This window comes from Clostridia bacterium, assembly GCA_012841935.1.
Lineage (GTDB): Bacteria > Bacillota > Peptococcia > DRI-13 > DTU073 > DUTS01.
This window is the reverse complement of sequence record DUTS01000021.1, coordinates 1-13278: the sequence shown is the minus strand read 5'-3', so window position 1 is coordinate 13278 and position 13278 is coordinate 1. Positions and strand designations below refer to the sequence as shown.

Below are 13278 nucleotides of genomic sequence, written 5' to 3'. Positions count from 1 at the left end.
TTAATGGATATAATTCATTAGTTAAGGCTTCCATCTTCTTTTTTATTACTTCGATTGGCTCCTCATTAACAGCCTTTTCCAAAGCCTCTTTAGCTTGATTAATACGATCCTTTTCCGCTTGGGTGGCTTTATCCCCGGCTTCTTTTAACGTTTTTTCAGTTTGATAAATTAAATTATCGGCCTGATTTTTTATTTCTATCTGTTCACGTTTTTCTTGATCTTCTTTAGCATGTGCCTCTGCCTCTTTAATCATTTTTTCAATTTCTTCGTCACTTAATCCCAAAGTAGAAGTAATCGTAATTGCCTGTTCTTTACCAGTTCCCAAATCTTTAGCCGAAACATTAACTATACCATTAACATCTATATCAAACTTAACTTCGATTTGGGGAACCCCGCGGGGAGCCGGTGGAATACCGGTAAGTTGAAAACGCCCCAATGTTTTATTATAAGCAGCCATTTCCCTTTCCCCTTGAAGAACATGAATATCTACAGAGGTTTGATTATCGGCAGCAGTAGAAAAAACTTGACTTTTGGAAGTAGGAATCGTCGTATTTCGTTCAATTAATTTGGTAAATACTCCCCCTAAAGTTTCAATACCTAAAGATAAGGGTGTGACATCCAACAAAAGCACATCTTTAACTTCACCAGCCAAAACACCAGCCTGAATAGCCGCCCCAATAGCCACACATTCATCAGGATTAATCCCCTTAAATGGTTCCTGCCCCAATTCTTTACTAATGGCCTCTTGTACTGCCGGAATTCTGGTAGAACCTCCTACTAATAGTACTTTATCAATGTCCCGAACATTCAAGTCAGCGTCCTTTAATGCCTGTCGGGTAGGCTTCATTGTTTCTTCCACCAAATCGGCGGTTAATTCATTAAACTTTGCCCTCGTTAAATTTAAATCTAAATGTAAAGGACCAGCATCAGTAGCAGAAATAAAAGGCAAATTAATAGTAGTAGTCATTAAAGTAGATAACTCATGTTTAGCCTTTTCCGCTGCTTCCCGCAGACGCTGCATTGCCATACGATCAGCTTGTAAATCTACACCATTTTGTTTCTTAAATTCTTTTATCATCCACTGTACAATGCGTTCATCAAAATCATCTCCACCCAAACGATTATTGCCACTGGTGGCTTTAACTTCGAAAATTCCGTCACCCAATTCTAGGATGGAGACATCAAAAGTTCCTCCTCCCAAATCAAAAACTAAAACAATTTGATCTTCCTCTTTTTCTATACCATAAGCCAAGGCAGCCGCAGTTGGTTCATTAATAATCCGCAGCACCTCTAAACCCGCAATAGTACCGGCAACCTTAGTGGCCTGACGTTGAGAATCATTAAAATAAGCCGGAACAGTAATTACGGCTTTGGTAACTTTAGTACCCAAATAACTTTCGGCATCAGCTTTCATTTTTTGCAGAATCATAGCCGAAATTTCTTGTGGTGTATATTCCTGTTCCCCAAGTTTTATCCGATAATCAGATCCCATTTCCCTTTTTACGGACAATACCGTACGTTCCGCATTAGTTATCGCCTGTCTTTTGGCTACTTGACCTACTAATCTTTCTCCAGCTGCAGAAAAAGCAACTACAGAGGGAGTTGTTCTACTACCTTCGGAACTGGGGATAACTACTGGCTCGCCCCCCTCCATACAAGCAACACAAGAATTCGTTGTTCCCAAATCAATACCTATTACTTTACTCATAAATTCATCCTCCTTATCTATGTGCAACAAGTACTATTTTATTCATTTTTAGCTACTTTTACCAAAGAAACTCGCAAAACTTTATCTTGAAAACAATAGCCCTTGCGAATTTCCGCAACCACTTGATTATTAGGCACCCCTTCGGCAGATACTTGCTCTACCGCCTCATGATAATAAGGGTCAAATTCACTGCCCACCGCTTCAATAGGTTTTAACCCCACCTGAAAAAGTATTTCCACAAACTGTTCAGCAATCATTTTTAAACCGAGAAAAGTTTGCTGTATTTTTTCATCTTGTTCATTTAAAGCAGACATCGCCCGTTCTAAATTATCTAGAACTGGTAATAATTGTTCTACTAGCCTACAACTCCCATAAGTAATTAAATTTTCTTTCTCACGGGAAGTTCGTTTACGATAATTAGCGAATTCCGCCTGCAGTCTAAGCAGTTTATCTTCCAATTCCAATATTTTTTCTTCTTTTTCCACTAAACACACTTCTAAATTAACCTGTTTCTCTTCCGGCTCCGCAATTTCTTCTTTTTTAATTTCTTGTTCAGACAACCTACTTACCCACCTCACTAACCTTCATTTTCTTTTTTTTTGATAATCGTATCTATACGCAAAATGGCTGTCGCCACTTCTGATGCCGTTTGTAAAGCCTTTATTTTTACTAAAAGCGGATCATAAATCCCTAAAGATGCCAAGTCCACAATTTCACCACTTTCACAATCTATTCCCAAAGAACTTTTGCCAGTATTTAACTGGGCAGCATTTACTTCACCTAATTTTTCCAAGGCATTAAAACCAGCATTAGCCACAATTTGCATAAAAGGCTTTTGTAAAGCCTGACATACACAATCCCAGCCATAAACCGCCATCCCGGAAACTTCTTGCCGATATTTTTGTAATTCCCGGGCTACGGCCAATTCTGTTACTCCCCCTCCAGGTACTACTCCCCCCTTTAAAGCAGCTTGTAAAGCAGCTGCGGCATCTTTGGCAATTCTTTCCCTTTCAGCAACAACTTCTTCGGTAGCTGCAGCGACTAAAATAGTAGCTTGAGGTTTTCCCTGCCCACCCATAAGATAAACCTGTTTTAATTCCTCTACTACCTGGACTTGGGCTACTACACCTAAATATTGATTTAAAATATTTGCTGGCTGATTTAAAGCAGTTTTTTTCAAGGCTCTAGCACCCGCAAATTTTGCGGCACGCCGCCATTCTTTATGGGATACCCTTTGTAAAACCAGCATCCCGGCCGTGGTAAAAACTTCTTCTGCAAGCTCAGTTATCCCACGGTCTACAATAACTAAATTCACACCTAAACTAATAATTTTATCAAGATTTTCCCGAAATAATTTTTCCAGTTTTAATTGTTCTTGAAAACCTATTTCAGTATGTAAAGCATCACCCACTATTTCCTCTGGTGCCAAAGTATCATCAATGATTAAAACCTTTGCATTTTTTAAACTGCGGGGCATTTCTTCATTAAGCGGCAATTTATTAATTATTACCCCGGAAACAACTTGATTACCTGCCCCTTTTACAGCCTGAACATGCTCAGTAAGTTTAAAAGTAGGTTCAGCTAAAGTTTTCGAATCAAAAAAAGAAAAAGCCTTACAAATTAAATTAGCGATATCAGCATTACCCCGTGCCGCTATTTGTGCCGTATCAAATAATAATGACTCTTGCTCTGTAGTTAAAGAAATGGCTTTTTCCTGTAAAATTTGGCATGCCTTTTCTATCCCAGCGACAATTCCGGCAATCACTTTTATAATAGGTACACCTTTTCTAATTTGCTTAACACCTTCACTAACTAAAGTTCCGGCCAAGAGAGTAGCAGTTGTCGTACCATCACCTATTTCCCTTTGTTGAGCAGCAGCCAAATTAATTAACATTTGTGCAGCAGGATGCTCAACATCCATCATTTTTAAAATAGTAATACCGTCATTGGTAATTATTACATCACCAAAACGGTCAAGTAACATTGTATCTAATCCCTTAGGTCCCAAAGTACTTTCCACCGCCTGAGCAACAACCGCTATCGCCTGAGCATTAGTAATTAAAGCCGTCGTCCCGGTTTCTGAACAGGCCTCCTGTTTTGCATTAACCATCCCTATTCCCCTTCCACCTTACACAACTTTTCTGTCAAAACCATTGTTAAAAACTCAACAATACTAATTACCTTGGCATATTCCATACGTGTAGGACCAAGTACACCAAAGGTACCAATTACCTTACCTTTTAACTTATAAGTAGCTGTAATCAAACTACAGTGCTCCATAGCCTCATAATAATTTTCTTTACCTATTTTAACCGTAATACCTACATCAGAACCACTAGCCAAAACTTCTTGCAGTATTTTTTCTTCCTCCAAAAGTGCCAATAAACTTTTTACTTTTTTTACATCACTAAATTCCGGTTGTTCCAAAATATTAACAGTACCACCTAAATATACTTTGCTATTATATTCCCAAGCGAGGATTTTTTCAATTAATTTCATTAATTGTTGATAAAAATGTTCATGACGGGCCAATTCATGTTTAATCACATGCAAAACCCCATCTTGCCATTCTCCCAAAGACAAACCCCGTAAATATTTATTTAAAACAAAGGAAACATGCCTTAATTCAGTTTCCCCTAAAGAAAAAGGCAATTCAAAAGTACAGTGTTCCACATGTCCCTGATCCAAAATTACTACCAAAACAAATTTATTACTACCTAAAGGTAATAATTGAATATGTTCTAATCTATTTTTAGTAAACATAGGAGTACTTACCAAAGCAGTATAATTGGTCAACTGTGACAGCAATTGACTAATTACTTGGATCAAAGTTTCAGTTTCACTTACCCTTTCCAACAAGGTAGCCCGAATATAATTTTTTAAAGAAGAAGGCAGAGGTTGTTTTTCCATTAAACAATCCACATAATAACGATAACCTAATTGAGAAGGAATTCTACCAGCAGAAGTATAGGGCTGTTTCAAAAAACCCAATTCCTCTAAATCCGCCATTTCATTACGAATTGTAGCTGAACTTACCCCTAAATCATATTTTTTAGCTATCGTGCGGGAACCGACCGGATCACCGGTCGCAATATAATCCAAAATCAGAGCTTCCAAAATTCTTTGCTTCCGTTCATTCATTTTCATTTTCCCGCCCCCCCTTATTAGCACTCACCTACCTTGAGTGCTAAAGCCTTTCTTTTAAAATACCATTTCATATTTTTTTTGTCAATATAGAAAGCGGATTTCATAGGAACTCTAACCAAACTAAATTAGCTAATCTAATACCTTTTTCGGTAAGTGCTAAATGTGTGGCTGTTTCTTTTAATAAACCCTGTTTTTTTAGTTTACTAATTTCTACAGCATAATGATCCTCCAAACGAACACGATGTTTTTTTATAAAAGTATCTTTAGCAATACCCTTTAATAAACGCAATCCCAAAAACATTGTTTCCGCTCGAGCTAATTCCTCATTAATTTCTTCCCACTCAGCTAAAGGTAATTTCCCTTTTTCTAAAAAGGCATAATAATCTTTAAGCTTGGCTTGATTAAGATAACGCCTTTGCTTTAAAAATCCCGCTGCTCCGGCACCTAAACCCAAATAAGGTTCATTTAACCAATAAAGGGAATTATGTTTTGCTGCTTTGCCCAAGAGAGCATAACTACTAATTTCATAATGCCGGTAGCCATGTTCGACTAAAAAATGCTTCGCTTTTTCATACATTAGAACTGCCAGTTCATCTGTACATGCTTCCCAAAGTCCCCTTGCCCATAACCTGCCAAAAGGAGTATCTGGTTCAATTTTCAATTGATAGACCGCCAGATGTTCTGGTTTTAATTTTAAAGCCAAACGTAAATTTTCAGACCATTGGGCCAGGCTTTGTCCTGGAAGACCATACATTAAATCAAGACTTAAATTGGTAAAACCAGCCCAACGGGCTAGTTCAAAAGTTTGCTCAATATCTTTAGGTGAATGTAAACGACCCAAAATTTTTAAATCACGGGCCCGAAAACTTTGCCCACCAATAGAAAGACGATTACAACCTTGAGCAAATAAAAAAGATACTTTTTCCTTATTTATAAAACCTGGGTTCACCTCTACCGTTATTTCAATACCTTTTGGCAGATCAAAGTTTTCTTCCAAACTATTAAATAATTTGGTCAACTGCTCAATTGTTAAATAAGTAGGTGTACCACCACCTAAGTAAACACTTTTAGCTTTAATTCTGCCTAAAAGCTGCCGATAAAGTTTAATTTCCCGAACTAAAGCCCACAAATAGGCCTCTACTTCAGCTTCTTTACAGTTGGCATAAGAAAGATAGTCACAATAATAACATTTTTGCTGGCAAAAAGGCAGATGAATATAAATCCCTATAGATTTCATCATTTATTCCTCATCCAAACTTAAAACCGCCATAAATGCTTCCGTAGGTATTTCCACATTACCAATTTGCTTCATGCGTTTTTTACCTTCTTTTTGTCTTTCCAATAATTTACGTTTACGAGTTACATCGCCTCCATAACATTTATCCAATACATTTTTACGTAAAGCCTTGACAGTTTCTCGAGCAATAACACGATTCCCCACTGCTGCTTGAATAGGTACCTCAAACATTTGCCGCGGAATTAAACGCCTTAATTTTTCAACTAAAGCCCGTCCTCGACTGTAGGCTTGTTCTTGGTGAACAATTAACGATAAAGCATCAACAATTTCATTATTTAATAAAACATCCAATTTTACCAAAGGTGAAACACGATAATCAGCAAACTCATAATCCAAAGAAGCATAACCTCTTGTTCGTGATTTTAATTGATCAAAAAAATCATAAATTATTTCACTTAAAGGTAAAGCATATTTTAGCATTACTCTTAATGGTGAAAGATACTGCATGGTAATAAAATTTCCTCTTTTACCTTGAGCGAGCTCCATTACTGGTCCTACAAAATCATTAGGCACCATGATTGTAGCTTGTACATAGGGTTCAGCTATTTCCACAATTTCTTGTAAAGGGGGAAGCTCCAAAGGATTATCCACCAAAATCATTTCACCATCTGTTTTTAAAACTTGATAAACAACACTAGGGGCTGTAGTCAATAATTCTAAATCATATTCTCTTTCCAAACGTTCTCGAATAATTTCCATATGCAGTAATCCTAAAAAACCACAGCGGAAACCGAACCCCAAGGCAGCCGAGGTTTCCGGAGCAAATTCCAAAGAGGCATCATTTAATTTTAATTTTTCCAAAGCCTCCCGTAAATTTTCATAAGCACCTGTATCTAAAGGATATAATCCACAATAAACCATGGGGGTAGCTTGTCGATAACCCGGCAGGGGTTCACTTGCCGGGTTAGCAGCTGTAGTAATAGTATCCCCTACCCGAGTATCTTGTACATTTTTTATGGAAGCCGCCAAAAAACCCACCATACCAGCAGTTAATTCTTCCACTATTTGTGGTGCAGGAGTAAAAACCCCCACTTCAGTAACCTCAAATGTTTTACCTGTAGACATTAAGGAAATTTGCATTCCTTTTTTTAATGAACCATCAAAAACACGTAAATAGGGAATGGCCCCTTTGTATACATCAAAATGGGAATCAAATATTAGGGCTTGCAAAGGTGCCTTACTTGCTCCCCCTGGAGCAGGAATTTGTTTGACAATTGCCTCTAAAATTTCCGCAATGCCTTTACCTTCTTTAGCTGAAGCCAAAATAGCTGTTTCCCCATCAAGACCTATTACCTCTTCTATTTCTTTTCTAACTCTTTCCGGCTCGGCACCTGGCAAATCAATTTTATTAATTACGGGAATAATAGCTAAATCATGCTCTAAAGCTAAATAAAGATTAGCCAAAGTCTGAGCTTCGATTCCCTGAGCAGCATCAACAACCAATAAGGCACCTTCACAAGCTGCCAAACTGCGTGACACTTCATAGGTAAAATCCACATGACCTGGGGTATCGATTAAATTAAATAAATACTCTTCTCCATCTTCAGCTTGATATTTCATTCTTACGGCCTTTAATTTAATGGTAATTCCCCGTTCTTTTTCTAAATCCATTTTATCTAACACCTGTTCGGTCATTTCCCTTTCAGTCAAGGCCCCAGTATATTCCAAAAGCCGATCAGCCAAAGTAGATTTCCCATGATCAATATGTGCAATAATACAAAAATTACGGATATATTTTTGCTTCATGTATCTCCCCTCAACTTTTACTTCTCCTTTAGTATAACAGAAATTATTGAAAAACAACAAAGCCTTATCCAGAAGCCTTTTTAAAACGCCTTAGTAAAATACGACGTGCCCAATCCCCTTCTTCCATATCTAAAACAAAAACCAAACCAGCAAAAACAATTACTCCCACCAAAATACTAATTCCCACTTGTAATAATTGACCTGTTTTAGTGGCCAAATCAAACCAGAGGGTCAATTTTCCGGCTGTAAACCTAACTACCAATCCCATTACCCCGGAAATTCCCAAAGTAAGAAGAAAAGAATGCACTATTTTACGGCCATCAAAAGGTCCTGCCTTTTTACGAAAAACAAAAAAGAGAACCAACATATTTACCATTCCAGCTAAAGAATAAGCCAGGGCCAGTCCTTTATGTCCTAAAGGCCCAATTAAAGCAAAATTAAGCACAATATTTAAAACAATCGTAAAAATACCCACCAGTACCGGAGTTACTGTATCCTGTAGGGCATAAAAAACTCGATTAAGTAACTGTAAAGCCGCATAGGCAAATAGTCCTAAACAATAAAATAATAATGCCATAGCGGTAGCTTCTGTATCCTCAGATGTAAAACGCCCCTGTTCAAACAATAATCGCACAATAGGCACCCGTAAAACGATTAACCCTACCGCAGCCGGAATTGTTATCAAAAAGATGGTCCGCACACCTAGGGACATCGCCTTTTTAAATTCTGCTCTTTCCTTTCGAGCTGCTTGTCCAGTTAAAGTAGGAAATACGGCCACGGCAATAGCCACAGCAAATACTCCGATAGGCAACTGCATAATCCTTTGAGCTACCCGTAGAGCGGAAATCATTCCCCGCGGTAAATTAGAGCCCAAATTTTGATTAACAAACAGATTAAAATGGGTTACCGATAAACCTATTAAAACCGGTAAAAGTAAAGTGCCAATTTTTTTTACCCCAGGATGCTTTAAATCCATTATCCACTGATAATGCAAGCCAATTTTTAACAATGCCGGTAATTGCACTAAAAAGTTTAAAATAGCTCCCAAAACTACTCCTATGGCAAAACCCGTAATTCCCAATTTTAAATAATGTGAACAAAAAAGACCTCCTAAAATAATACCCAGATTATAAACAACAGAACCTATAGCCGGAGCTGTAAAATGCTGATATGAATTCAGAATTCCCATTGAAATTCCGTTTAAAGCCATAAAAAAAGTTTGTAAAAACATAATCCGTGTCATTTTAACCGTTAAAGCAATATCTGCTGAACTAAATCCAGGCACTAACAAACGAATTAAACTGGGTGTAAAAATGAGACCTAAAACAATTGCCCCCAACATTACAATAATTACTAGATTAAAAATTGTACTGGCAACTCGCCAGCCCTCTTCTTCCTCATCAGTAGCAATATAACCAGCAAAGACGGGAATAAAAGCAGAACTTAAGGCTCCACCCACCAATAAATAATATAGAAAATCAGGAATCGAAAAGGCCGCATTATAAGCATCGGTCAGATTATTCTGCCCAAAATAAGCATAAATGACCATATCGCGTACATAACCCAAAATACGCGAAAAAATCATGGCCACCATTAAAATACCCGCAGCCTTGGCAACTTTCCTACCAGTAGAGGACACCCTACCCCCCCCTTTCATCCCCCATCATTTTATAGGATGTTTATCCCCTTGTCTATTTAGTAAAAAACCATTCCCAAGAATAATTTCTACCTAAAAAACAGATTTGTTTTTCACCCAGTGAAAAAAAATCAGCTTTATTCCTTAAAGTAATCCTCTCCATATTTCCCGCGACAATAAATAAACCCAGTACCATCATTATTCCTAAAAAAAAACACACACCCAGCATTTTTCGATACACAATTATTTCACCCCCTACCTTAAATTTCCCCATTTTAGACAAAAAAAAACGCGGCAACAGCCGCGTCTAAACTCTCCTCTGCAGTTCAATATAAACTGAAACCGCACATAATGCCAATAACATTATCAAAGTAAAAAAGTTCTTCTTAATTAATCTTTTACCCAAACTTTCCCTCGGCTTAATATTTTCCTCACTTTCTTCCCCAATTGAATCTGCAACTTTTTCTATTATACTCTTTTTAGGTTCTTCATCTCTTGGTTCCCAATGTTTTTCCACCGCCTTAGGTTTTTCCTCAACCGCTTGTTCAACTGTTGCTTCTTCATCTTCAGGATCTATCACAAAAATTTCAAACAAATTATCATAATCTCGTTCCACTACAAGAAAACCAGCATATTCAAATCGGTGAGGTTCTAGGCCCTCACAAGTAGGACAATAAACCTGATCTCCTCCTGTAACCACATCCACTAGTGTATAATAAACCCCAGATTGTACTTTTGCCTTAGCTAAATGTCCTTCTTCCGCAGGCACAATAATTGTATACTCCTCATTACTATCCCGATGTTTCAGATGCAAAGATAAAGAATATGTGAAATCTGCAGGTACATTAGCCATAACCGTTACATAGCCCATTCCCACTTCTTCTTCAGCATAAGTACAGCAAACCAAACTAACTAGCAAAATCACTGTAATTATTAGGCTAAATACTCCTTTATAACTTCCCATTACTTTCCCCTCTTTCACCCTAAACTTAAAAACTATCCCTTATTCAATAATTATTTTAATTTCCTCTTCCTCCTCCTCTTCCTCCAAAGACTCCCACAATTTCTTTATTTTATCCGCTAAACTAGATGATGAATCATCACCAACTTCATACAAATACCAATCATCAGGTGGTGGCCAACTTGGAGGATAGGGAATATCGGGTGGCCAATCATTTGGTAATCCCGGTGGCGGATTTTCCGGAACTTCATGTGAAGATCTGACATCATTCCCCTCCGGAAATGGGGCCCAATCACATGGTGGTGGCCAAGTGGGCGGATAGGGCCAATCATCAGGATATTCATCTGGCAGACCATCCGGTGGATCCTCCGGTGGCTCATAATATTTATAAATCGCTGCTTCTTCAGTTTCCCCTTCAGTATATCCTGGCACCTTATTTACAACACGCCAACCCCACCAATCTTGAGGAACCGGAAACTTAGGCGGTAGTGGCCATTTTGTACCCCAACTTACCGGCAAGCCCGGGACTCCCCTTTGTTTATTATAAACCCCGGGATAAATTTCGTTTAAATCACTGGTAGCCAAATGCTCCCACCATTCAATATACTCTTTTTTAATATAATCATGAACCAATAAATCGGGATTTTCTATTGGATTGTTATTCAGCCATTCCAGAAATTCTTCTTTAGTTTGTCCTTGATCAATGGCGGCCTTTAACTCTTTTAAGTCAAATAAGGAGAAAATATAAACCTCTATGTCCAATCTATAGTGTCCGGGGCAACAAGGTACTGTATAACAATAAGTGGTACATCCTCCATTGGAACATCTTGTACGACAAACTTGATAAGGCATACAATTATTTTTCCATGGACAAGGTATATTCCGATGCTCTACAATTTTAATGTAATTTAACTTTTTATGAACCTGTTCAACAAACTCCTGCTCATGTGCTGCATAAGTAATATCTTGTTCATGAACTACTGCTGATAAGGCCAAAATAGATTGCCAATCAGTCTTTACTTGATGATTATCTGGCGTGAAATTCTTATAAACAATATGCACACCCGCATTATAAAAGGAAAACCTCCTTCGACAACCACTTCTACGCATAGCCTCTTTTTCCGCTTTTATCTTTTGAATTTCTTCCATAAATTCCTCGTCCAGCCAGGCTACCTGATCCCGATACAACATATAATTATCCTCTTCCGACATCACTGCACCAGAAGGAAGAATCGTTGATGTATAAACATAAAGGACTACAATAATAATAAATGCTACAATTATACCCAAAAGCACCGGCCAACTAAATAATGACACCACAAAGGCAGTTAACTTACTTGCCGCCGAAATAATGGCCATAACTATCTTAGTAGCAATCATACGTGCCAATTGCATCATTGCACGTATCGCCATTTTAGCGGATTCCCCCACTAACTTACTAGCAAATTTAAAGGGAGCAGTGGCCATACGATAAGCCCTTAAAGCACCAGCCCTACCTATTTGGAAAGTACCTTTTACTAATCCTGTAGCTTGTTGTCCAACCTGATAACTTCTAGATAAAATTCGATAGGTATGTGTTCCCTTCATCCGTAAAAGAACTTCCATTGCCGCCTGTTTACTTACTTCCCAAGTATAACCGGTTAATACTTTAGGCACACGATAAGCATATTTAGCCCCAGAACTTACAATCCGATAAGTTTTACCAGCCCCTTGACGCAAATAACCGTAAAAAGGCGATCTTTGTAGTAAGAACTGGTCAACTTTTATAATATGGGGTCTTAAAAACTCCAGCCCTCTTCCAGATGCAAAATGATATACTTTCTTTGATCCTTTTGCACCCAAACGTGTGGCATCTACTCCGGTCAATGTAATTTCAACCGGATCACCTTCGGCAAGATTATGGATACGTAAACCAGCCCAAAAAGCGGGTGCAAAAACTTTTCCCGCCAACTGACTTAATCTTCCTGTACCCCGGGCCATAATCTTTTCAATTTCCTTGTTATACATTGCGGTTACACCATGTAGTCCCGCCTCTGCCGCATCCTCCATCATTTTAGTCAAACGGGCAATTTCCCGAGCCTGTTTAGTGACTTTGTAATATTTATAGGCGGCCACTCCCGCTATCCCAATGGCAATTGGATCCGCCGTAGCCACACCAATTGCTAAATTAGCATAACCAACACCCCGTAGTGCCACTCCCCCAAAGGCACCAAGCTTTGCCAATTTACTCGCTAAACATACAGAAGCAATATTTTTGGCCATAAGTACCTTGCTAAACCCTTGAAATCTGCCAAACCTTCGGGCCCTAAAGGCCGCACGTTTTGTTCTCAGATTCTTACCAATCGCCCTTCGTACTCTTTTATCGCCCCTTCTTCTTCTCCCTATAACCTCACCAGTTCTACTATCTACCCCACCTCGTCTTTTCGGTCTGAACCCGCGATCTACTGTACCTGGTACCTGTCTAATCCTCTGTCGCCTAATATTTCCAGAGGTGCTCCTTGCCCGCCGCCTTTTTCTTTCCCCCGTATCTCTTTCTTTCTTTTTTGTACGTTCCTTTGTTTTAATTTGAACATCTGTATCTTCACGAATTAATTTTCTTATTTCCCTATCATGTTCATAACGACTGGGAATATCCCGACGTGGTGTAGTTGTTCTTGCGGTACCAGTAGTACTAGTACTTGGACGTGTTGACCTTCCCGAATCCTTCCTAAGAGGAGTACCACTTCGACTACCCATACCTCTATCTTCACGTATTGCTTTTCTTATTTCCCTATCATGTTCAT

General features: G+C 38.5%; 10 protein-coding genes. All 10 read right to left on the bottom strand.

The genetic code is table 11. The features are described from left to right. Positions 1 to 1708 (bottom strand): molecular chaperone DnaK (gene dnaK, locus GX687_01270; GenBank protein HHX96081.1); only part of this gene is annotated, 1708 nt, incomplete at its 3' end. A gap of 38 nt (positions 1709 to 1746) precedes the next feature. Then, entirely contained in the window at positions 1747 to 2268 is a 522-nt protein-coding gene (grpE, locus tag GX687_01265) for a nucleotide exchange factor GrpE (protein ID HHX96080.1), read from the bottom strand. Positions 2269 to 2285: 17 nt separating this feature from the next. After that, on the bottom strand, positions 2286 to 3818 hold the full coding sequence (locus GX687_01260; protein ID HHX96079.1) for a chaperonin: 1533 nt from the start codon (positions 3816 to 3818) through the stop codon (positions 2286 to 2288). A gap of 2 nt (positions 3819 to 3820) precedes the next feature. Continuing rightward, on the bottom strand, positions 3821 to 4855 hold the full coding sequence (gene hrcA / locus GX687_01255; protein HHX96078.1) for a heat-inducible transcription repressor HrcA: 1035 nt from the start codon (positions 4853 to 4855) through the stop codon (positions 3821 to 3823). Positions 4856 to 4955: 100 nt separating this feature from the next. Further along, positions 4956 to 6092, bottom strand: coding sequence for a radical SAM family heme chaperone HemW (hemW, locus tag GX687_01250; protein HHX96077.1), 1137 nt, complete (start codon positions 6090 to 6092; stop codon positions 4956 to 4958). 3 nt (positions 6093 to 6095) lie between these two features. Continuing rightward, positions 6096 to 7898, bottom strand: coding sequence for an elongation factor 4 (gene lepA / locus GX687_01245; GenBank protein HHX96076.1), 1803 nt, complete (start codon positions 7896 to 7898; stop codon positions 6096 to 6098). 64 nt (positions 7899 to 7962) lie between these two features. Next, positions 7963 to 9555, bottom strand: coding sequence for a murein biosynthesis integral membrane protein MurJ (murJ, locus tag GX687_01240; GenBank protein HHX96075.1), 1593 nt, complete (start codon positions 9553 to 9555; stop codon positions 7963 to 7965). A gap of 34 nt (positions 9556 to 9589) precedes the next feature. Next, a complete protein-coding gene (locus GX687_01235) occupies positions 9590 to 9808 on the bottom strand; it encodes a hypothetical protein (GenBank protein ID HHX96074.1) in 219 nt (72 codons plus the stop codon). Positions 9809 to 9841: 33 nt separating this feature from the next. Next, positions 9842 to 10498: a hypothetical protein gene (locus GX687_01230; GenBank protein ID HHX96073.1), complete on the bottom strand. Its 657-nt coding sequence runs from the start codon at positions 10496 to 10498 to the stop codon at positions 9842 to 9844. Between the two features lie 39 nt (positions 10499 to 10537). Continuing rightward, the coding region (locus GX687_01225) for a hypothetical protein (GenBank protein HHX96072.1) at positions 10538 to 13278 on the bottom strand (2741 nt) is incomplete at its 5' end.